Consider the following 22,069-nt stretch of genomic DNA (forward strand, 5'->3'; position numbering starts at 1 on the left):
GACTGTTAGCAATTAAAATTTATTTTCTAAAAAACTCTTGTATGGTACGCTTACTCACCGGTGCTGTTCTTGCCATTGTTCTGATCGCCCTATTCATGGCGTTGCGCGCCGAAACCGTAACAGAGCGTCCCAAACCACCCAAGCTCGAATGGCTGACCGTTGAGCAGGCCTATGCTCTTTCACAAACTCAGCCACGCAAACTGCTGATTGACGTCTATACCGATTGGTGCGGATGGTGTAAAGTGATGGACCGCGAAACTTATACCGACCCGCGGGTGATTGAGTACATCAATAAGAATTATTATCCGGTTAAATTCAATGCTGAGCAACGGGAGGACGTGGAGTTTGGCGGACAAAAATTTGTGTTCGTTGCGCAGGGGAACAGCGGCGTTCATCAGTTTGCGGCAAGTCTGTTACAAAACAAACTGAGCTATCCGTCTACGGTTTTTCTGGACGAAAATCTGCACATGATTCAGCCGTTGCCCGGCTATTTCAAGGCTCGTGAATTTCACGAGATCATTACTTTTTTTGGGGGAGATTTTTATAAAAATGTTCCTTTTGAAAAGTTTAAGGCCGAAACCTACCCCCAACAATTTGCAGGAGAATAATTTAGCGAGCATCTTTACTATATCAACCTCCCCTGCTTAGGCGGAGTTGTTATACCTTTTGCTCGACGTAAACTTCTCATGAATAAAATTCTTTTTCTGGCAGGAATCCTCTACCTGTGTACCGCCCTGTTCTGCTTCTCAGCAGCGCAGGTTCCTGACTCTTTGCAGCGTATTCCCGACGATTCGGTGCGGGCGCTCGCCATCGGAAAACTGGCAGCCAATACAGCTTTCAATCATAAAGATTTTTCCAAAGCATCTCAACTGCTGCGCTCCGCTCTGACCCTGAATAAAAAGCTGGGATCAGCCTATATTGACGCCAAACTTTGGCGTGAAAGCGGGATTATTGAACAAGCCCGCGAAAATGGTACCGGCGCTGTTGCGGCTTATCAAAAAGCATTTGAAGGATTCAAAAAACTAAATAATCCGGAAATGCAGGTAGATGCCCTGCTGCGTATGGAGCAGATTTATTTTGACCAAAACGAACTGGAATCGGCCCGAAAATATACCATGCAGGCGCTCAAAATCCTGGAAGCTACGCCTGGCTTGTCCGACGAACTATACGGTAATGTGTATAATGAACTTTCCAATATCAATGGAAAAGGAGGAAATCAGCCGCAGGCCTTTCACTTCATAGAAAAGGCCCGGCAGGCTTATCTGAAAACTGGTAATGAAGAGTCGGTTCAGACGGCTAATTTTAACTCAGCCATCATTCTGCGTAAAATGGGCCGCTACGACGAATCTTTGGCACGACTCCATGAGGTGCAGGAATTTGCGTTGCGTACCAACAACAATTACTTTCTGCTTTTTGTACGGATGCATCTTCCCAAAACCTTAAAAGACAAAGGCAACTATGCCGAAGCCTTGCAACAAAACGACGAAGCACTCCGCATGGTGACGACGGACGCTTCGCTCAAACAGTTTAGTTTTCTGGAAACAATTTATACAAACTACCACGAAATCTACGCCAAACAAAACGACTACAAAAAAGCCTACGATTTTTACAAACTCGCCATTCAAAATCGGGATAGCGTCATTGACCTGGAAAAAAAACGGGAAGTGGCCCGGCTTGAAACACAATTTGAAACCCGCCAAAAAGAAGAGAAGATTCAGGAGCTAGGCACCGACAATGAAGCCAAACAGCAGCAGTTGGGGCTTTTGCTGGCCTCTCTGACAGGTGTGCTTGCGTTACTTGGATTACTTTTCTGGCAGTTTGTGCGGCTGCGCCGGAGCAAAGCAAAAATCACGCAGCAATCAGAACAGCTGAAATTGCTGATGAAAGAACTTCACCACCGCGTCAAAAATAACCTGGCGATTGTGTCGAGTTTATTAAAATTACAGTCCAACCGCATGGAAGAAGAGTCGGCGGCGCGGGCCGTTCGGGAGGGTCAGCAGCGGGTAGAAGCCATGTCGCTTATTCATCAGCGGCTGTACCAAACCGATTTGCTTACAACTATTAATATGCGCGACTATTGTATTGATCTGATCGAAAACCTAATGCTGGCCTATGGCTATTCGCGAAATAATTTTGATTTGAGACTCAGCATTGAGGAAAAAGAACTCGACGTTGATTTGGCCATTCCGGTGGGACTAATTCTCAATGAATTGCTTACCAATGCATTCAAATATGCCTACAAAGACGTGCAGGTGCCCATGCTTTCTATTTCTCTCACCCGCCAAAATGGCCTGACGCTCGAAATTGAAGACAACGGTCCGGGTATTAACGAAGCACAGTGGATGCAAAACACAGGCTCTTTTGGCAAACGGCTGATCAAAAACCTCAGCGAGCAAACCGGAGGAGAATACCAAATCGGCAATAAAAATGGCACCTATTACAAGCTCCACATTACCGAACAAGTTTTACGTAAAGCGGCCTGACCTATGATGATGAACCCCGCACCTATCCGAATTTTACTCGTAGAAGATGAGGCAATTTTGGCCATGGAACTCAGCGAAACCCTGGAAATGGAGGGCTACACCATTGCGGGCACAGCCAACAACGGGCAGCAGGCGCTCACCATTTTTCAGCGAGAGTCGGTGGATTTGCTGATTTGTGACATCAATATTAAAGGAGACTGGGACGGCATCGAAACCGTGCGCAGGATTATTGCCATTCGGGCAATTCCGGTCATTTATCTCACTGCCTTATCCGATCAGGATACCATTGAGCGAGCCAAAAGAACCTACCCGGCGGCGTATATTCCCAAACCTTACAACCTCAATAGCCTGCGTCTTTCTATCGAAATGGCGATCAATAATTTTGCCCTGCGCAATAGCCCTGCGCAACTCATGACAATTCCGGCGGACGCTCCCCCGGACCGAGTAACCGAAAACCGCGAAGGCCCCACACGGGATTCAATCCTGTTGGTTGATGATTATATTTTTGTAAAAAACAACTACCGATTTGTCAAGATTATTCTACGGGACATTCTGTACATGGAAGCTGACAATAACTATACGGTCATACAGACCAATCATCAAAAACTCGCCATCCGGCAGTCGCTGAGCGCAATTTTAGATCGGTTAAATATGCCACGCCTGATCCGGACGCATCGCTCGTTTGCGGTCAACCTCGACCGGGTGGAGTCGTTTAATGACTATGAAATCAAGGTTGGAGATCATGAGATTCCTTTGGGTCGAAATTACAAAGATGAATTTCTTCGGCAGTTCGATTTTCGTTAAGATTTCGTCCGATACGTGCCGTTTTCTGCCATTGACATACATGGTTAACTCTTTCGCTACTATTTGTCACTTGCGAACACTATTCTTTTTGTATATTAATCCCCAAAACATGTAGTATAAAAAGGATGACTTATCCCTTGCCTAGCTTTCTCAATTCCAGCGATGAAACCATCGAACTTGTGGAAACTACCCAAAATCAAGGTGGGCAATTTACCACTTTGCGTCGGGTGGTGCGGCCCGCACTCGTACTTCCTCAGCCGTACCTTCACGCGCACTGTGACGAAATAATCGATGTTTTGTATGGTACACTTTCGTATACGCTCGGAGGTGAAACAGGACAGATTCGGGCCGGAGGAAGGATCATATTTCCCGGCGGGCTGCCGCATGCGCACGGCAACCTGAGTTTTTCGGAGGAGTTGATTTATTTCCAGATGTTTGCCCCTTGCCGGTCAGCAGATATGCCAATGCCGGAAATGCTGACCGTCATGGATTCGGGGAAAAATACGGGCAAAGGATTTTCTGTTGGTATTCAAAAAACAATCATTTTCTTCTTTGCCCGTCTCAGTCAGCAGCTTTGTGGTCGCGCACCTGCTAAGTAATTTATGCACCTGCCAGAAGACACAAGTACCTGATCTGCAACAACTAAAACTAACTGACTGCAAATAATCCAGTTGCAGGAAACTCGTTAAATAGTATCTCCTTCCTGCATGCGTTCGGCGTTTTCGGCCATGCGTAGCTGCTCAATAAAATCACCTATATCCCCTTCCATTACCATCGGCAGGTTATATACTGTGTAGCCGATGCGGTGGTCCGTCACCCGGCTTTGGGGATAATTGTACGTCCGGATTTTGTCGGAGCGGTCGCCACTGCCTACCATCGACTTGCGATGTGAGCTAATGGCGTCGTTACGTTTCTTCAATTCAATCTCATATAACCGCGACCGCAACACACCCAACGCCCGGTCTTTATTTTTTAACTGTGAGCGTTCGTCCTGACAACTGACGACCAAACCCGACGGAATGTGCGTGAGCCGTATAGCCGAATAGGTCGTATTAACCGACTGCCCGCCGGCGCCCGACGACTGAAACGTATCCACGCGCACGTCGTTCATGTTAATTTCTACGTCAACTTCCTCGGCTTCGGGAAGCACCGCTACCGTTGCCGCCGAGGTATGTACCCGTCCCTGCGACTCCGTAGCGGGCACGCGCTGTACGCGATGAACACCCGATTCAAATTTCAGTTTGCCATAAATATCATCGCCTTCTACCTTGCAGACAATTTCCTTGTAGCCTCCGTTAGTTCCTTCGGTATAGTCCATTACCGACAAGCGCCAGCCCATGCGCTCACAGTAGCGCTGATACATCCGGAACAAATCTCCGGCAAAAATGGCCGCTTCGTCGCCACCGGTTCCACCTCTGACTTCCAGAATAATATTTCGGCTATCGTTGGGGTCTTTCGGAATCAGGAGTTCTTTGATGGCCGTTTCGAGACTTTCTTTTTTGGGCACCAGTTCGGTAAGTTCCTCCTTGGCCATTTCCCGCAGATCTTCATCTTTTTCGGTGGTAATGAGCTCCTTGGCTCCGGCAATATCTTTTAGTACTTTCTGATAGGCATCATATTGTTCCACGATCCGTTCCAGGTCTTTGTATTCTTTGCTGAGTTTTGAATACCGCTTCATATCGGAGACAATTTCCGGCTGAATAATCTGCTGGCCAATTTCCTGGAATCGTTCTTTTAAGGCTTCTAATTTATCAAGCATCTTTTTTCTGTATCGTTTCGGGACGCAAAGATACGTAATTTAGCGTCACGAATGCGGCGGGCTTCTGTTTCCAACTCTGTATAAAACAATCGCCTGACGAAACCGTGTTACCTGTTTACATTCCAAATCTTCACTACATAGAGTTATGGTAAATCGCTTATTTCTTCCTGTCTTAGTTCTCAGTATCTTCCTGATTGGCTGTAATTCCGAAGATCGCGTCGGCAACACGAAGGAGCTTGCTCAGGAAATGAAAACCATGCAAATAAAACGTGTAACCAATACGCAACTCATCGCAACCCTTGATGAATGGGGCAAGCAAATGACGGCAGTGGCGCAAAAATCGCTTGAAAAAGAACTGAATCAGAGCCCCGATCAGGCATTCACGATTTGTGCAGATTTAGAAAAAGTACCACTCATTGCGGCGTTGAATCGAGAGTACAGCGTACAAATTGAGCTTGTAGGCCCAGCCGATATTACCAATCCAAAGCTTTCACAAAAAGAACGGGAACTGCTTGATGCCTACCTCTACAATGCCGAAAATAACCTGCCTCAGTCTGATAATGTACAAAAACTGAATGATACGTTACTGGTTTACAATGCGCCGGTAGCCGCTACAAGTCCGATTTGTAAAAGTTGCTTTGAAAATCAAAAAGTACCCTTCGCGGTGTGGAGGGTACTTTTTGATAAAAAAGCCGTAATAAAAAAGCTGGACGCGAAAAAATTAAACAAATAATACCTCTTACGACAAACTCAGGGCATCTTTCCAGCGTGCATACGCCTCCTGATAAGCATCTTTATTTTTAATGTCAGGCTCAATCGTATGCACAGCAGAAAGCCCTACGAACGCTTCGCTACGGTTTTTGTAGTAGCCTGCGCCCAATCCTGCCGCCCGGGCGGCACCTTGTGCACCGTCGGTATTATACAGCTCGACGGTAGCGCCCGAAACGCCCGCAAACGTATTTCTGAAAATAGGGCTCAGGAACATATTCGCTTCTCCTGCCCTGATATTTTTCAGCGACACACCAAGCGTTTCCATCACCTGCATGCCATAGTAAAGCGCAAATACGATGCCTTCCTGCGCCGAGCGAACCACGTGCCCCAGCGAATGACGACTAAACTGCAAACCTTTAAAGGTAGCGCCCGGATCCTGATTACACAGCATACGTTCGGCACCGTTGCCAAATGGCAAACACAGCAGCCCGTCGGAGCCAATCGGGGCATGCGCGGCCAAATTGTTCATTTCGGGATACGATACACTACCTTGCAGCAACGTATTGCGCATCCAGCTATTCAGAATTCCTGTACCATTGACACACAGCAAGACGCCATAGCGCGGCGTTCCTAATAGGTGATTGACGTGCAAAAATGTATTGACCCGCGACTCAGCATCAAATTTGGACTGATCGCTCACGCCATATACAACGCCCGAAGTGCCCGCCGTGGCGGCAACTTCACCCGGTTCGAGTACATTGAGCGAAAACGCATTGTTAGGCTGATCGCCTGCCCGATAGGTAACAGGAGTGCCTTCGGCCAAACCCAGCGCTTCGGCTGCCTGCGCCGTCAGGTGCCCCTGATCGCCGAAGGTTGGAAAAACCTGCGGGAGCAGGTCGGCTTCAAAGCCAAAATGATCAAGTAGAAAACCAGCGGGTTGCTCGTCCAGAAAATCCCAGAAAATACCCTCAGACAAACCCGAAGGTGTAGTGGCTACTTCGCCCGTCATGCGGGCAGCGAGGTAGTCGCCGGGGAGCATAAATTTATGTACTTGCGCGTAAATATCCGGTTCGTTTTGCTTAACCCAGGCTAGTTTGGAAGCAGTAAAATTGCCGGGTGAATTGAGCAAATGCGGCAGTACTACCTCCGATCCCAGCGATTCAAAAGCGGCTTTCCCCACGCCAACAGCCCGGCTGTCGCACCAAATAATGGAAGGCCGAAGTACCTGCATTTCTTTATCTACTACCACCAGGCCATGCATTTGATAGGAGATACCTATGGCCTTTACTGCGTCGGGTGCGACGCCTGACTTATGCATCACGGCCTTACTTGCAAGGCAGGCATTGTGCCACCACTGCTCGGGTTGCTGCTCAGCAAAACCCGCCTGAGGCGCATTGATTGGCATTTCGGTTTCGGGAAAAAAAGCAGAGGCAACCACTTGCCCCGTATCAGCCGCAAGCAGGCACGCCTTTACGGAAGAACTGCCTACGTCAAATCCAAGAAAGTACATAAGAATTGTGGGGTTATAGGAGTGTAGATCGTAAAGGTACAAAGCCCAACACGCATTTTGCAAGCGATTGCCAGCCTGCCAGCCATTTTGTACCTGGCTTTTCCTTCCAAAACCAGATGTAGGACTACTTCCTGCAAAAACAAAACTACCCAACTATCCTGCACAATTTCTATGTGCTGCGGATAGTTGGGTAGTTTTTTATTTAGAATTAAAACAGGACAGGCTTCTTAGTTTCCTGTATTAACCATCATAGATTCCTGAATCGACATGGCTGTTTCATGATTTTCTTCAAGAGTATTGATTCGGGCATCAACCCAGCTTCGGAATGCCGCACTTGTGGTAGAATCACGGTGTGATTTCAGAGTAGCAATGCTTTGCTGATTTGAACGGACGGCCCAATCAATGTACGCAGAATCAAACCGTGCGCCCTGTAAGCCCGAAAGCTGCGTGTACGCCTCCTGATTCATAGTTCCTAATGTTGTAGGAAGTGTGATGGCACTTTGCTGAGCCAAAGTTCCCAAATCCGTAGTCGCCATGTTGTAGTATTCCGACATGCTGACTCCATAGTCTTTTACATCCTGAGATTCTGCATTGGTCGCTACAAGCTGTCCGGTGCGAACACCCATCAAGTTGGTTTCTGCTGCTGCCATCGCAAACTCCCTGTCAACCTCTGATACCATCATGTCGTCGTTGTCATCATCCTTACAGGAAACGGCAACAAACATTCCGGCCAATAGCAATAGATTCCATTTCAGCTTTTTCATACTTTTTTCTTATTAATTTGAACGTAATAGGACATCGATGCATCACTTGGGGTGCATCAGCTATTAAGTTTCATAAATAAGTATGCCATCAACGTATATTGATCCTGCAAATCAAAATACATGTGCTTTTAAAGGGAATCAGACTATTGAAAGCACAGAAAACAAGTAACTTTCAAAAATTTGATGACATTTTTCAACATGACTATGGAAGAAATCTGTACTGAAGAATCTACGATACAGCTACAATGTAGCAGGCAAGCACTTATCAATCAGAATAGTATGGGCAAAAACAGCCCCTTACTTTTTCAAGATCGTAAATTCAACCCGGCGGTTGGCGGCCTGACCTTCGGGAGTGTCATTGGTCGCTACGGGACGGCTTTCGCCGTAGCCTTTACTAGCTACGCGGTCAGGTTCAATGCCTTTTCCAATCAGGTATTCGCGCACTGTATCAGCTCGATCCTGCGAGAGCAGCAAGTTTGCAGCATCGCTCCCGACATTGTCGGTATGTCCGCCCAGCTCAATGATGAGTTTTACATTTTGAGTCATAGTGAGGGCAATTCGATCCAGTTCGGGAAAAGACTCAGGTCGCAGCGCAGCTTTACCAAATTCAAAAGAAATATTGTTTAGGCGCACAATCTGCCCTTCCTCAATAGGGATAAGTTTTAATGATTTATTGGCAATTTCCCTGAACCCTTTTCCCTGAATAGCGGCCACCGAATCCGTTAAATCTACGTTTTCTCCTTCCGCAATAAAGTTGGGAGCCACGGCCCGCATGCTGTATTTCTTGCCATAGGGAAGCACTAGTTTATATTCGCCGGTAGTCGGATTAGTCGTAGCCGTGCCTGCTTCTTCGCCATTGGCCATGTCGTCATAAATAATTGTGGCTACGACAGGTTTTCCGGTTTTTGAATCAATCACTTTTCCACTGATAATCACCACCGGATCCGGCGCAGGCGTGGCAGGTTGTGCCGGATCTTTTGTTTCGTTGCCGGAGCCCCCTCCTAGTTTAATCCGTACCACATCACCCTTACCGATTGTGCCTTTGAAGGAAGTAAGGTAGGCATAATCTCCTACGGCAGACACGGTGTAGTAGGCGTCATAGCCGTCCGTATTTACTCCCGGCCCCAGGTTTACCGGCTTCGACCAGCGTTTCCAGGATTTGTCGATACGTTTGGTAAAGTAAATATCGTTGCTGCCCTGCCCGCCGGTCCGATCACTTGAAAAATAGAGCGTAACGCCATCTGCGGCCAGAAAAGGCGTTGTTTCGGTAAATTGGTCGGTATTAACTTCCGGACCGAGATTCTGCGGTTTGGTCCAGGAACCATTTTTTTGTTTAAAACTTACGTAAATATCATCCTGCTTGCTGTTCTTTTTTTCGCTAAAAGCCATAATCAGAACCTTGCCGTCATTCGACAAAAAGCCACAGTCAAACTGCCCTTTACTCATTTTTTCGTAACCCGGAATATCAAGTTTTTGTGGCGGTGCCCAGCCTCTCGCCAGTCGCTGACTCGTCGAAAAGCCCCGGGTTTCGTAGCGCCCGTTGGTGTAAGCACCCTTAATCAGCATGGTATTTCCGTCGGGTGTGATGCTGTATAAACTGTTATATTCTTCTTTATTGATCGGGGTCGGAATCCGTCGGGCCAGGCTCCACTGCCCATTGACCGATTCGGCAAACCAGATATCCTGACTTCCTTTATCACCAAAAGAATTTTGCGGATGACTGATTCTTGAAAAATAGAGGGTTTTGCCATCCGGTGAAATTACGGGCGCAATTTCGTTGTACTCGGTATTTACATTTTTACCTAAATTTTCAACCATTCCGGTTTGGGCCAGAAGTGGCAAAGAAAGACATAGGACAGCGGGCAAAAATGTAAATACCGAAATTTTCATGAGGTCAGGCATTGGGCTTTGTAACATACAACGTATGGTCGAGCGGCTTATTTTCTGCTTTTTGCAGGAAGAATGTCTCCATCTTTTCGAGCAATTCATCGACCGTATCTGCCACAAGCATCAAGTCGCGGTTTTCGGGCCGCAGAAAACCTTCTTCGGTCATTTTGTCTACATGCGCAATCAGGTGATCGTAAAAGCCATTCGTATTGAGCACGCCAACCGGACCATGAAAAATCTTTAGCTGAGACCATGCCAAAATTTCAAACAATTCATCGAGTGTACCATAGCCGCCAGCCAGCGCAATGACACCGTCCGACATCGACACCATTTTCGCCTTACGCTCGTGCATTGTATCTACAAAGTGCAGCTCAGTCAGGGTTTTGTGGGCAACTTCCAGTTTGGCCAGAAAATTCGGGATAATGCCCGTTACCTGCCCGCCGTTTTCGAGCACGCCATCGGCCACAGTTCCCATCAGGCCCAGGTTTCCACCGCCGTACACTGTGAGTATTTCTTTGGCTGCCAGTTTTTTTCCTAAATCATAGGCAACGTCTTTATATACAGGCTTATTTCCAGGATTGGAGCCACAATATACCACAACTGATTTCATCGTATTTTTTATTTTTTATAAGTAAATATCCTCTTCTTTGAAGTAAAAAGAGAGTTAATTTTAAGCTTCCTCAGAGATTAATTCCTGAGCCAGTTTTTTCAGATCCAACCCGCCAAACGTTCCTGAACTCATCATCAGCAGGTTCGTATTCACCCATTTTTGTTCTTTCAGAAAACCAACCAATTCTTCGGGTTTTGTAAAAACAAAAAGGTCGTCCCGTTTAAATGCCGCACGAATATCCTCTGCCGATATAGGCTCCAATCGCTTGTGTTCTACTACGTCGGGGCTATAAAAAACAACGGCAACGTCGGCTGCTTCCAGTTTGTGACGGTACTGTTTGAGAAAGGTTTTATTAAGACTGCTAAACGTATGCAGCTCGGTACAGGCCACAAGGCGGCGCTTCGGAAACTGCTCCTTTACGGCCCGCGTGGTAGCTTCTACCTTTGAAGGTGCGTGGGCAAAATCGCGGTAGGCATTCACTCCCGGTGCTTTGGCCAGCATTTCCATGCGTTTGGCCGCGCCTTTGAAAGTTTGAATGGCACCGTAAAACTCTTCATCCGTTATTCCCAAACGCTCACAAACGGCTTTTGCACCGCTGATATTTTTCATGGTATGCTCGCCAAAAATATAAAGCGGCACTTCGCCCAAAGTTTTGGTAAGTAAATACGTGTGACCGTCGCGTACTTTGTAGGGATGCGCTTCGTAAGGAATTTTAGTAACGTCCATCCGCTCTTTCTGACCGATCACGTCCAGCATATTATCCGTTTCATCAAACACCATTACGCCCGCCCGAGGCAACGAATCAGCCAGGATTTCAAACTGCCTGACGTACGATTCCCAGGTTGGATATACATTGAAGTGATCCCACGCAATGCCACTCACGAGTAAAATATGCGGCTGATAGTGCAAAAACTTTGGCGTGGGGTCGTCAGGAGAAGTAAAATATTCGTCACCTTCAATAATGATGACAGGTGCATCGGCATCGAGCCGCACCATGTGATCAAAACCTTCCAACTGCGCACCAACGAGGTAATTGAATTTTCGCTGACAGAGCCGCATGACGTGCAGAATCATAGACGTAATTGTCGTTTTCCCGTGACTTCCGGAAATCACAACTCGCTGCTTATCAATACTTTGACTAAAAACAAATTCAGGATATGAATAAACAGGAATGCCCAACTGCCTGGCTTTGAGCAGTTCCGGGTTGTCGGGACGAGCGTGCATACCCAAAAGAACCGCATCCAAATCTGCCGTAATTTTTTCTGGAAACCAGCCCATTTCGGCAGGAAGCAGCGCCTGATTGGCTAATCGTGAGCGGGAGGGTTCGTAAATTTCATCGTCGGAGCCCGTAATTTGAAATCCTTTGCGGTTCAATTCCAGCGCCAGGTTGTGCATAACACTGCCACCGATGGAGATAAAGTGTATTTTTTGTTGACTCATAAGTAGTAGGAAACAGGAAGATTTGAAAAGGGAATTGGACGGATGATTTACCGCTCTTGCCCACTTTCGAACATTCATTCTTAGATTAGGAGCCGAAGTTATAAAGATTTTTTAAGATGGCGCTCTAATTCTACTGCACAGAGCCGCGCTGAAAAGGAAGTGCGTAAGCCCCTGATTTCGTCCACTCTCAATTTTTTGATTATTTTCTTAACCAATTCTGCTTCTACATATATAAAAAACCAGTCAATAATTAAACAGATCAAACGGACCTTTCTCTCATGCGACTAAAATTACATTTCCTTGTCGGTTTCTTAGTTCTGTTAAGCACGCTGGCTCAGGCTCAGTTGCGGGTGGCCCGTATCTTTGGCGATCACATGGTTTTGCAGCGCAATAAACCCATCGAAATCTGGGGCTGGGCTTCCAAAGGTGACAAGGTAGAACTTACTTTAAACCAACAAAAAGTGACTACCCAAGCCGCCGCTGATGGTAAGTGGAAGGCGCAACTTCCCGCAATGCCTGCCGGAGGCCCGTACGAATTGAGCATTAAAACAAAAAAGCAAACCGTTCTTTTCTCAGACATTCTTTTGGGTGAAGTGTGGCTGCTATCGGGGCAGTCGAATATGGAGTGGCGCGTCAGGCAGGCAGATAGCGCCCGAAGCGAGATGGCGAGCGCAAATTTTCCGACAATCCGGCACGTAGAAATACCGCATACGTTGAGTTTTGTGCCCGAAAGCGACGTTGAGGCAGGCAGCTGGCAGCTAACTACTCCCGAAACCGTGGGCAGTTTTTCGGCAGTGGGTTATTTCTTTGCGCGCGAATTGAGTCAGAACCTAAACGTACCCGTGGGCCTCATTCACTCCTCCTGGGGTGCTTCGCAGGTAGAGGGCTGGATTAGCGAAAAAGCCATGGCCGATTCTGACGTATTAAGCGAATACCCAAAAACCATGGCCCGAACCTGGGAGCAGGATGCCCAAAATCAGGAAAGGAAACTTATTTCGCAGCTGTACGGAAAGGCCGATTTTGATATAAATGCTATTGACGAATCTGCCTATACTACCCCAATTTACGACTTTACTTCATGGAAAGTAACGGTTGATCCGGCGACGAATTGGGACTGGCAGGGCGTGTGGGCTTTTCGCGGAAGCGCCTACCTGCAACGAACAGTGGACATTCCCGAGGAGTTTGCCGCCATGGAAACAACCTTGAACTTTGGTCGAATCAACCATCGGGTTTCGTTTTTTATCAATGGAAAAAAAATGCAGGAAGGGAATTTTACTCAATCGATTGAACTGAAAATCCCGGCTGGTACCTGGCAAAAAGGATTCAATTCGTTGGTGCTGAAAATTGAACCTACTGAAAATTCTACCGGACAACAAATGGCCTTCTCGGGCTCAGGAGCAGATTTTTCGGTGGCAGGTGCCGGTAAAAAAGTTTTGCTGCAAGACAAACGCTGGCGCATGATGCCATCCTGGAAAGCCCCCCGCTCCTACGTTCGTCTGATGAATAATGTGGGGACAACCCTGTACAACGCCATGATTGCGCCGCTCATTCCGTATACAATTGCAGGTGCGCTTTGGTATCAGGGCGAGAGCAACGCCGGGCGGGCCTACGAGTATCGCAAGTCTTTTCCATTGCTGATTAGTAGCTGGCGCAAAGACTGGGGCTATGATTTCCCCTTTCTTTTTGTGCAGCTCGCCACCTACGGACCTTTTCAAAACAGCAATCAGGGCAGCGAATGGGCCGAACTGCGGGAAGCCCAAACTATGACGCTCAGCCTGCCCAATACGGGCATGGCCGTAACAACCGACATTGGAAATCCCAACGATATTCATCCGACTAATAAACAAGACGTGGGCAAACGTCTGGCGCTTTCGGCATTGAAAGTAGCCTACGGACAAGAGCTCGTCCACAGCGGACCGATGTATAAAGAAGCGCAGTTTGCCGATGGCAAAGCCGTTATTTCTTTTGAACATACGGGCAGCGGACTCGTTATAAAAGATCGCTATGGGTATCTGAAAGGGTTTGAGATTGCGGGTAAAGATCAAAAATTCTACTATGCTCCGGCCCGCATCGAAGGCAACAAAGTAGTGGTATCGCATCCCGACGTGCCACAACCCGCTGCGGTGCGCTATGGGTGGGCCAATTCGCCGCTGGATAATAACCTGTTTAATGTCGAAGGCCTGCCGGCGGTGCCTTTTCGAACCGACAATTGGAAAGGTAAAACAGAAGGTGTGAAGTTTCGGTAAAGCGTTATAATCAATTAAAAGAACTTTCTATGAAGCCAATAATTACGAAACTTTTGCTACTGATTTCTGTACTTATAGTCCAGCAGAAAGCAGTTGCGCAAGATCCTGAAAAAGAAGTGATTCAGGTAGCGCACGATTTTTTTGCGGCTTTGGAAAAAGGCGATTCAACTGCTTTTCGAGCCCTGTTTATTCCTTCGGCAAAAGTGTACACGGTTCGTGAAAAATACGCTCAATCTGTCATTAACCACCGGTCGCCTTTTACAGATACCTTTCGACCCGGAACAGTTATTAAAGAACGCATGAAAAGTCAGGGTGTGGTCGTGCAGGTGCACAACCGTACGGCGATGATTTGGGCACCGTATGATTTATGGGTCAATGACGTTTTCTCGCATTGCGGCATAGATATTTTTACGCTGCTGCTCACTCCCAATGGCTGGCGCATTGCCTCGCTTGCATATAGTATTGAAAATGAGGGCTGTACGCCTCCCTGAGCTAACTTATTTGCTTAATTTTTTTATTGGGGTTAAAAGTACCTTCCGAAACTCAACTTCGGAGCCTTCGGCTTGCAGGGCAATTTGTCCGGTAGCAGCGGTCGCATTATATCCGTAGTTTACAAAATCATCATTCACCCAAACTTTAATAGTATTTCCAAGGCACTCGATTGTCATTTTGTTCCACTCGCCTACCGGCTTTTCGGAGCCATCAGTCAGGTTTGGAATGCGCCGGAGTTTGTCTCCATTTACACCCCACTTCTCACGTGGACCGCGTCGTTTTTCCATATCGGGCACTTCAATATCTTCCTGTATACACCAAAAATCACCGGCATTGGTGTGCATCATCTGTACTTCAATAGACTTGGGAAACATCTCGTACAGCGCTCTCGGCGTAGATACAAACACCAACGCCCCGCAGTTGCCGGGTTTTCCGGCAAACCGATATTCCAGTTCAAGGCGGAAATTTTGGTAACTAGCGTCCGTAATCAGGTGCCCGCCGGGCGTGCCGAGACTAACAAGCATACCGTCGCGAACCACGAACGGCAGCCGTGCTTCCTTATTTTTGTCCATTTCCGGCACATCCGCATGCCAGCCTTTTAAGTCTTTTCCATTAAATAGACTTTGAGATTGAGCCGATGCATTTTTGGAGGAAAACAAACAATAACCAAGGGCTATCAGCCCCAATAGGTATGATTTTTTCATAGATATAAAGATTCACAGATCATGAGATACCCGTAAAAGGGCATTAGGCAGTTGGTATAATGTAAATGAATGAGTCTTGATCTGTCTATGATAAATTGGTTAAGGCAAATCAGTAATCATCTATCCTGACATTCAAGGCAATAACAATTCATCAGGAAACACGTTTTTACAAATATAAAGAGAGAAAAATATGACATACCTAATCAAAACCGGCGCAATTTGGGCAGCACTAGTTGCTCTGATAGCCTGCGGCAACAATGCACCGGAAGATACCACACCAACGCCAACCGGCCCGGCGCAGTTTTCGGTACAAGAAGCTTTTCAGGGACTTTCTTTCAGAGATCCCGTAGAGCTTGTGCATGCGGAAGATGGGAGCAATCGACTGTTTGTGATTGAGCAGCGCGGCCTGATTCGCTCGTTTTCTACTACCCAATCCAACCCTTCGGCCAATACCTTTCTGGACATTTCGGGCAAGGTGCAAAGTGGCGGAGAGATGGGTTTGCTTGGGCTGGCTTTTCACCCTGATTTTAAAAACAACGGTTACTTTTTTGTAAATTATACACGAGATAATCCCCGCGAGTCGGTCATTGCGCGTTACCAAGTGAGCAACCCGGCCACCGGTGTAGCTGACCCGCAAAGTGAAACGATTTTGTTTACCTACGCTCAGCCGTTCGGCAATCACAACGGCGGTTCGGTGCACTTTGGCCCTGATGGATTTTTGTATATTGCCACTGGTGACGGCGGCAGCGGTGGCGACCCGCAGAATAATTCTCAAAATCGAAAAAATTTGCTGGGTAAAATCCTGCGTGTAGACGTAAACTCCACAGCAAAAGGAGCTTATGGAATTCCGTCTGACAATCCTTTTGCAGGAAATCAAGAGCAATTTCGGGAAGAAATTTATGCATACGGGCTACGCAATCCGTGGAAAATCAGTTTTGACAAAACCCAAAATCAATTGTGGGCGGCCGATGTTGGGCAAAATGAAACCGAAGAAATTGACCTCATTGTTAAAGGCGGGAACTACGGATGGCGTCTGAAAGAAGGCGACGACTGCTACAATCCATCATCAAATTGCGAGCAACCCGGGTTGATCGACCCCGTTTGGGAGTACGCCCAATCCAACGGCGACCGCTCCGTTACGGGCGGTTACGTATACCGCGGCGCGCTGACTCCGGATCTTACGGGCAGGTACATTTACGGCGATTTCGTTAGTGGACGTATTTGGGCACTTGATCCACAAGCCGATGGAGCTAACCGAAACGTGCTATTGGTAGAAAAAGTCGGGTCGATTTCTACGTTCGGTGTCGATGAAAAAAATGAGCTGTATTTCTGTAATTATCAGGATGGTAAGATTTACAGAATCGTGAAAAAATAATGTTTCTCTGCTAAATTAGTTTCAATGAATGGCACTGTCTCCGCGTTGGAGGCAGTGTTTTTTAGGTCTATCGTTAATATCTAGCCTGGGTGCAGGTTTTACCAATAGATCGTTATCCATTTCAATAAAACTATACGTTTAACTTTACTACAAAAAATGGAAAGCAAAAGACCACGACGAAATATAGAAAAGGAGTCATTCCTGACAATTGGAATGACTCCTTTTCTATATCTACAAAAACCTGCTAATCAGATCATTGACGTGCCTTCACGATTTCTGTAAAATCACGGGATTTAAGCGAGGCGCCTCCTACAAGGCCGCCGTCCACATCAGGGCAGGCAAAAAGCTCAGCGGCATTGCCGGCACCTACACTTCCACCATAAAGTATTGAAATTGAGTCAGCTACGGCTTGGCCATATTTTCCTGCAAGATGTGCCCGAAGGGCTGCATGCATATCTTGTGCCTGTTCGGCGCTTGCGGTAAGGCCGGTGCCGATGGCCCAAATCGGTTCATAGGCAATCACAACTGCCTGCAATTGCTCTGCCGACAGGTGAAACAGGCTTTCGGAAATCTGCGTTTTTACTACTTCGATGAAATCTTCGTTCTGCCGTTGTTCGAGCGATTCGCCACAGCAAAAAATCGGCGTCAGGCCGTTTTCCAGGGCGCTGTCTACCTTGGCCGCTAGTTGAGCGCCCGTTTCGGCAAAGTACTGCCGCCGTTCGCTATGGCCCAAAATGACGTAAGGAATGCCAATTGCTTTCAGCATCGGAGCAGATATTTCTCCTGTAAATGCACCCGAAGCTTTCTCGTGGCAATTTTGGGCACCAAGAATTATTTTCGGAGCGTTTTCAACGTACTTGCTGAGCGTGGTAAGGTAAAGAGAAGGTACACATAATACGACCTCCACGTCGCCAAGTACTTCATCATTAATCATATGTACTACCTCAGATGTAAGCGATAGGGCTTCATCGAGCGTTTTGTTCATTTTCCAGTTTCCGGCTACTATTTTTTTACGCATACTCAGGCGGGTGATTTGAATTTTGACATAAAGTTTACTCCCAAAATTACCATTTTTTCCCGGGAAGCGTCGGAGAATGTTAAGGTTCTAAAAAAATGTAGCTTTTTTGACACTTAATAAGTTTTTTTTGTGTTTAATCAAGACCAAAGTATATACTTTTGTATAAAGAATAGCACCTGAGGTAGTTATGAGAAGAATGGAGTTTTACATACTCGCTTTTGTGAGTCTGCTCCTGTGTGAAACCGGACAGAGCCACGCTCAGATACTGAAAGTATCTGAGGAAAAATTTGGCTTTTTTTTAGACAAAAATAAAAAAACTGTACGCGTACCTTTTGAATTTTATTCAAATCTCATCATTGTACCCGTTCAGATCAATGCCTCCGATACGCTTCGGTTTATTTTGGATACAGGCGTAAGCGCTACGCTTATTACAGACCCCAAAGCCCTTGGCAATCAAAACCTTACCATGGCACGCCGGGTGCTGCTTACAGGTGCCGGCGAAGGCAACCCCGTGTATGCACGGGTTGCGCTGGACAATTCTCTTTCGATGGGTATGATGAAGGCCGCACACCAAAACCTTCTGGTTCTTGAAGAAGATTTCCTTCATCTGTCCGAATACGTTGGCGTACCCGTACACGGCATTTTTGGGTACGAGATTTTCAATAATTTCGTCGTTACCATCGACTTTCACCACAAAGAATTAGTGCTTCAAAAGGCAGAGCATTATACCTACCGCAAACGAAAAGGCGAGCAATATCCCATTACCATCGAAGACACCAAGCCGTTTACAAATGCCGTGGCGCTTGTAGCCGATGGTCGCGAGCACCCGATCCGGGTTGTAATTGATACAGGCGCCGGGCACGCATTGCTGCTTGACCAAACCTCTCGTGAGCAGATTCCGCTTCCAGAAAAAGTAATTCGGACGCAGTTGGGCCGTGGCCTGAACGGCGTCGTAAACGGCAGTTTGGGCCGCATTGAGCGTCTCAAATTTGGTAGTTTTGAACTGGACAACATCGTAGCTTCTTTTCCGGATAGCATTGCGTTTGGCGCTAAAATCCCCGAACAATCGGACCGTCAGGGGAACATTGGCTGCGAGCTGCTGCGGCGATTTAAGGTTACGATGAATTATCAGGATCATTACATGGTACTGAAACCGATCAAAAAAAGATTGCGCGAGGCCTTTGAACACGACATGAGCGGACTGGAAATCAGGTCATTGGGCACGAATTTGCAAAGCTATTTTGTACAGGCGGTGTTGAAAGGATCTCCGGCACATGCGGCGGGGCTGGCCGAAGGCGACGAAATTTTGTTCATCAACGACTATTCGCCGCAGGAAGTAAGCATCAGCGAAGTATATAAAATGCTCCAAAAAGGCGATGGAAAAGTGGTGGAATTACTGGTCAAACGCGACGGTAAAATCTTTTTTGCCAAATTCGTCCTGCATCGAATGATCTGAAGCACGAACTTTGTGCCATGGAACATTCAGCAGATTTGCAGGTCATTCTTACCAAAGACGGTTCGTACTCTTTGTACTCTCCCCATTTTGATCAGTTCTATCATTCCATTCACGGCTCGCTGCAGGAGTCTTTGCACATCTACATCGACCTGGGGCTTCGACGATTTAAAGGACCTGAAACTCAGCCTTTACGGATATTCGAGATGGGTTTTGGCACCGGCCTGAATGCGTTGCTAACTTTGCAATGGGCTCATCAGCACCAACGAAGCGTTCAGTATGTGTGCGTGGAGGCCTATCCCCTGCTACCGCAAACCGTAGAAGCGTTGCACTACGAAAATCTGACGGGACAACCGGGCCTGCAGCTTTTGCAGGAAGCCGCCTGGGGCGTTCCACTTCCCGTTTCTCCTTTGTTTGAATTCACTAAAATTGCAACACGTTTGCAGGATTTTACCTGGAACGAAGCGTTTTTTGACGTCATTTATTTTGACGCGTTTGCACCGAGAGTGCAGCCCGAGTTATGGACGCATGAGATTTTTGCACAGGTTGCGGCATTTACGGCTACGGGCGGAAATCTCGTGACTTATTGCGCCAAAAGCATCGTGCAGCGGGCGTTGCGGCAAGCAGGATTTGTGGTAGAAAAACATCCCGGTCCGCACGGCAAACGACATGTGCTCCGGGGTATCAAGGGTTGAGGTCATAAAAAAGGCGCTTCTGAAAGCGCCTTTTTTACCAGTACTGTATCTTTTACTTTTAAAAATCAACTCAACTGACTCGCCGCAGCTTCGCCTCGATCGTTTGTTGCGTATGTGGAACGACGCGTAGCCGCTCTTTGGGAATCAACTTTCCGGTATCAATACACACGCCGTAGGTGCCATTCTTAATGCGTACCAGTGCATTTTCAAGCTGAGTGGCGTACTTTTGAAGGCGTGCGGCCAATTGGCTCAGGTTTTCGCGTTCGCTGGCGTCGGCTCCATCTTCAAGCAATTTGGCGGTACCTGCCGTTATATCCGTACCGCTGTCATTCCTTTTACTAAGAGTCTCCTTAATGTAATTGAGTTCATTTCTCGTACCGTCCAGCTTTCCGCGGATCAATTCCTCAAACTCTCTCAATTCATCCTCTGAGTACCGGGTTCTTTCTTCTTGCATGGTCGTAAATTTTGAAAGATAAAACGTCGTGCGCTTAGTGTATCAACAAAATTAAGTGTAATTGTTCACAATTCCCCTAAACAGTTTCTTTAAAAAATTAAAAACAAATATTTTTTTAGCATTCGTAATTTGTGCCAAAACACCATGTAATATTCTGGGTTAAGTACGCAGAAACATGGATCATTTCTGTTTATTAATAAAGTAAAGAAGATTCTATTTTTTCGAATCAAATAAGATAATTTCAAGAAAAAATAGATTTTTGTTTTTATCGTTTCAAAAGATGTAAGTTTGTGTATTAATAGTTTAGATACTTCATTAACTTACTAAAAGTCAATTTATTAACGACCATATCAATGATGTCTTATATAGAACCGGCTCCGATCAAGGATAAAGAGAATCCGTTGGAGTCTATGATGCATCGCTTCGACAAAGCGGTTCAATTGCTCGGAATTTCCGAAGAAATGTATCACATCCTGAAAACACCCCGGAAACAGGTGATTGTGGGCCTGCCTGTCACAATGGACAATGGGGAGATCAAAACCTTTGAAGGCTACCGGGTGATTCACTCCACTATATTGGGTCCAAGCAAAGGCGGCATCCGGTTTGACCCCGGCGTTAATCTCGACGAAGTGCGTGCTTTGGCCGCCTGGATGACCTGGAAATGCGCCGTAGTGGATATTCCCTACGGTGGTGCCAAAGGCGGCATTGCCTGCAACCCACGGCAAATGTCGGCGGGCGAAGTAGAGCGTCTCATGCGAGCCTACACAACCGCAATGCTCGATGTTTTTGGTCCGGATCAGGATATTCCGGCTCCCGACATGGGTACCGGACAACGTGAAATGGCCTGGCTAATGGACGAATATTCCAAGTCCAAAGGCATGACCGTGCAGGCGGTTGTTACCGGAAAACCCCTGGTGCTGGGTGGCTCGCTGGGCCGAACCGAAGCTACCGGACGCGGCGTAACGGTGTCGGCCCTGGCCGGTATGGATAAGCTTCGCCTCAATCCGTACAAAGCAACGGCTGCCGTGCAGGGTTTTGGCAACGTGGGCTCTTTTGCGGCATCATTGCTTCATGAGCGGGGAGTAAGTATTCAGGCGATCAGTGATATTTCAGGAGCCTATTATAACGACGGCGGTATTGACATTGAAGCAGCAATCGCCTATCGGGATAGCAATAATGGTACTTTGGAAGGTTTTGCAGGTGCCGAACGTATCGGTGGCGACGAACTGTTTAGCCTGCCGGTAGATGTGCTGGTTCCGGCGGCAAAAGAAGATGTCATTACCCTGAAAAACGCAAGTTCGATTCAGGCACGCATGATTGTGGAAGGTGCCAATGGCCCTACGTCTGCCAAAGCAGACGACATCATCAACGAAAAAGGAATTATGGTCGTGCCCGATATTTTGGCTAATGCCGGCGGCGTGACGGTTTCGTATTTTGAATGGGTCCAAAACCGCATCGGTTATAAATGGACGCTCGAACGCATCAATCGACGCAGCGACCGCATCATGAAAGATGCCTTTAACAAAGTATATCAGGTATCGCAGCAATATCAGGTATCGCTTCGCATTGCTGCCTACATCGTGGCAATCGACAAAGTAGCAAGTACCTATAAATATCGCGGCGGATTCTGATTTGACCTTCCCATGAAATACCCTTTGCCCGGC

General features: G+C 47.0%; 20 protein-coding genes. 11 read left to right on the top strand and 9 right to left on the bottom strand.

Features of this window, described 5'->3' with window-relative positions; genetic code table 11:
• The first annotated feature begins 41 nt into the window (after nt 1–41).
• The 4 genes from EZE20_RS00550 (at nt 42) to EZE20_RS00565 (ending at nt 3,886) form a co-directional block, all read left to right on the top strand.
• Nucleotides 42–608: a thioredoxin family protein gene (locus EZE20_RS00550; RefSeq protein WP_132113390.1), complete on the top strand. Its 567-nt coding sequence runs from the start codon at nt 42–44 to the stop codon at nt 606–608.
• A 78-nt stretch (nt 609–686) separates the two neighbouring features.
• Nucleotides 687–2,483, top strand: coding sequence for a histidine kinase dimerization/phosphoacceptor domain -containing protein (locus tag EZE20_RS00555; RefSeq protein ID WP_132113392.1), 1,797 nt, complete (start codon nt 687–689; stop codon nt 2,481–2,483).
• Between the two features lie 3 nt (nt 2,484–2,486).
• On the top strand, nt 2,487–3,287 hold the full coding sequence (locus tag EZE20_RS00560; RefSeq protein WP_228713481.1) for a response regulator: 801 nt from the start codon (nt 2,487–2,489) through the stop codon (nt 3,285–3,287).
• Nucleotides 3,288–3,412: 125 nt separating this feature from the next.
• Nucleotides 3,413–3,886, top strand: coding sequence for a cupin domain-containing protein (locus tag EZE20_RS00565; RefSeq protein ID WP_132113394.1), 474 nt, complete (start codon nt 3,413–3,415; stop codon nt 3,884–3,886).
• A gap of 86 nt (nt 3,887–3,972) precedes the next feature.
• Here the strand turns inward: EZE20_RS00565 and prfA are convergent, their stop codons facing one another.
• On the bottom strand, nt 3,973–5,046 hold the full coding sequence (gene prfA / locus EZE20_RS00570) for a peptide chain release factor 1 (protein WP_132113396.1): 1,074 nt from the start codon (nt 5,044–5,046) through the stop codon (nt 3,973–3,975).
• A gap of 145 nt (nt 5,047–5,191) precedes the next feature.
• On the opposite strand from prfA, the gene EZE20_RS00575 reads away from it, so the two are divergent.
• Nucleotides 5,192–5,779, top strand: a complete 588-nt coding sequence (locus EZE20_RS00575; RefSeq protein WP_132113398.1) for a hypothetical protein — start codon at nt 5,192–5,194, stop codon at nt 5,777–5,779.
• A 6-nt stretch (nt 5,780–5,785) separates the two neighbouring features.
• Here EZE20_RS00575 and EZE20_RS00580 read toward each other — a convergent pair whose 3' ends face one another.
• The 5 genes from EZE20_RS00580 to EZE20_RS00600 all read right to left on the bottom strand — a co-directional run bounded on the left by EZE20_RS00580 (nt 5,786) and on the right by EZE20_RS00600 (nt 11,968).
• Nucleotides 5,786–7,267, bottom strand: a complete 1,482-nt coding sequence (locus EZE20_RS00580) for a xylulokinase (RefSeq protein ID WP_132113400.1) — start codon at nt 7,265–7,267, stop codon at nt 5,786–5,788.
• Nucleotides 7,268–7,494: 227 nt separating this feature from the next.
• Nucleotides 7,495–8,031, bottom strand: coding sequence for a DUF4142 domain-containing protein (locus tag EZE20_RS00585; RefSeq protein ID WP_132113403.1), 537 nt, complete (start codon nt 8,029–8,031; stop codon nt 7,495–7,497).
• Nucleotides 8,032–8,328: 297 nt separating this feature from the next.
• Nucleotides 8,329–9,849 (bottom strand): OmpA family protein, encoded by a 1,521-nt coding sequence (locus EZE20_RS00590; protein WP_228713502.1) that lies wholly within the window; start codon nt 9,847–9,849, stop codon nt 8,329–8,331.
• 76 nt (nt 9,850–9,925) lie between these two features.
• Nucleotides 9,926–10,528: an LOG family protein gene (locus EZE20_RS00595; protein ID WP_132113405.1), complete on the bottom strand. Its 603-nt coding sequence runs from the start codon at nt 10,526–10,528 to the stop codon at nt 9,926–9,928.
• Nucleotides 10,529–10,588: 60 nt separating this feature from the next.
• Nucleotides 10,589–11,968 (bottom strand): UDP-N-acetylmuramate--L-alanine ligase, encoded by a 1,380-nt coding sequence (locus EZE20_RS00600; protein ID WP_132113407.1) that lies wholly within the window; start codon nt 11,966–11,968, stop codon nt 10,589–10,591.
• A gap of 278 nt (nt 11,969–12,246) precedes the next feature.
• Here EZE20_RS00600 and EZE20_RS00605 point away from each other — a divergent pair, with 278 nt between their 5' ends.
• Both EZE20_RS00605 and EZE20_RS00610 read left to right on the top strand, forming a co-directional pair.
• Nucleotides 12,247–14,214 (top strand): sialate O-acetylesterase, encoded by a 1,968-nt coding sequence (locus EZE20_RS00605; RefSeq protein ID WP_132113409.1) that lies wholly within the window; start codon nt 12,247–12,249, stop codon nt 14,212–14,214.
• 29 nt (nt 14,215–14,243) lie between these two features.
• Nucleotides 14,244–14,705, top strand: coding sequence for a nuclear transport factor 2 family protein (locus tag EZE20_RS00610; protein WP_132113411.1), 462 nt, complete (start codon nt 14,244–14,246; stop codon nt 14,703–14,705).
• Between the two features lie 6 nt (nt 14,706–14,711).
• Here EZE20_RS00610 and EZE20_RS00615 read toward each other — a convergent pair whose 3' ends face one another.
• Complete coding sequence (locus EZE20_RS00615; protein ID WP_132113413.1) at nt 14,712–15,410, bottom strand: 3-keto-disaccharide hydrolase; 699 nt, start codon at nt 15,408–15,410, stop codon at nt 14,712–14,714.
• Nucleotides 15,411–15,600: 190 nt separating this feature from the next.
• Here EZE20_RS00615 and EZE20_RS00620 point away from each other — a divergent pair, with 190 nt between their 5' ends.
• Entirely contained in the window at nt 15,601–16,785 is a 1,185-nt protein-coding gene (locus EZE20_RS00620; protein ID WP_132113415.1) for a PQQ-dependent sugar dehydrogenase, read from the top strand.
• Nucleotides 16,786–17,038: 253 nt separating this feature from the next.
• On the opposite strand, the gene tpiA is transcribed toward EZE20_RS00620, so the two are convergent.
• Nucleotides 17,039–17,803, bottom strand: a complete 765-nt coding sequence (tpiA, locus tag EZE20_RS00625) for a triose-phosphate isomerase (RefSeq protein WP_132113417.1) — start codon at nt 17,801–17,803, stop codon at nt 17,039–17,041.
• Nucleotides 17,804–17,999: 196 nt separating this feature from the next.
• Between tpiA and EZE20_RS00630 the strand changes: the two genes are divergently transcribed.
• Entirely contained in the window at nt 18,000–19,259 is a 1,260-nt protein-coding gene (locus tag EZE20_RS00630) for an aspartyl protease family protein (protein WP_132113419.1), read from the top strand.
• Nucleotides 19,260–19,276: 17 nt separating this feature from the next.
• A complete protein-coding gene (gene mnmD / locus EZE20_RS00635) occupies nt 19,277–19,951 on the top strand; it encodes a tRNA (5-methylaminomethyl-2-thiouridine)(34)-methyltransferase MnmD (RefSeq protein WP_132113421.1) in 675 nt (224 codons plus the stop codon).
• A 70-nt stretch (nt 19,952–20,021) separates the two neighbouring features.
• Here mnmD and EZE20_RS00640 read toward each other — a convergent pair whose 3' ends face one another.
• Nucleotides 20,022–20,405: a TraR/DksA family transcriptional regulator gene (locus tag EZE20_RS00640; protein WP_132113423.1), complete on the bottom strand. Its 384-nt coding sequence runs from the start codon at nt 20,403–20,405 to the stop codon at nt 20,022–20,024.
• A gap of 356 nt (nt 20,406–20,761) precedes the next feature.
• Here EZE20_RS00640 and EZE20_RS00645 point away from each other — a divergent pair, with 356 nt between their 5' ends.
• On the top strand, nt 20,762–22,036 hold the full coding sequence (locus tag EZE20_RS00645) for a Glu/Leu/Phe/Val family dehydrogenase (protein ID WP_132114149.1): 1,275 nt from the start codon (nt 20,762–20,764) through the stop codon (nt 22,034–22,036).
• Nucleotides 22,037–22,069 lie beyond the last annotated feature (33 nt).

It is taken from the genome of Arundinibacter roseus, from assembly GCF_004348825.1.
In the GTDB taxonomy this organism is placed as follows: domain Bacteria; phylum Bacteroidota; class Bacteroidia; order Cytophagales; family Spirosomataceae; genus Arundinibacter; species Arundinibacter roseus.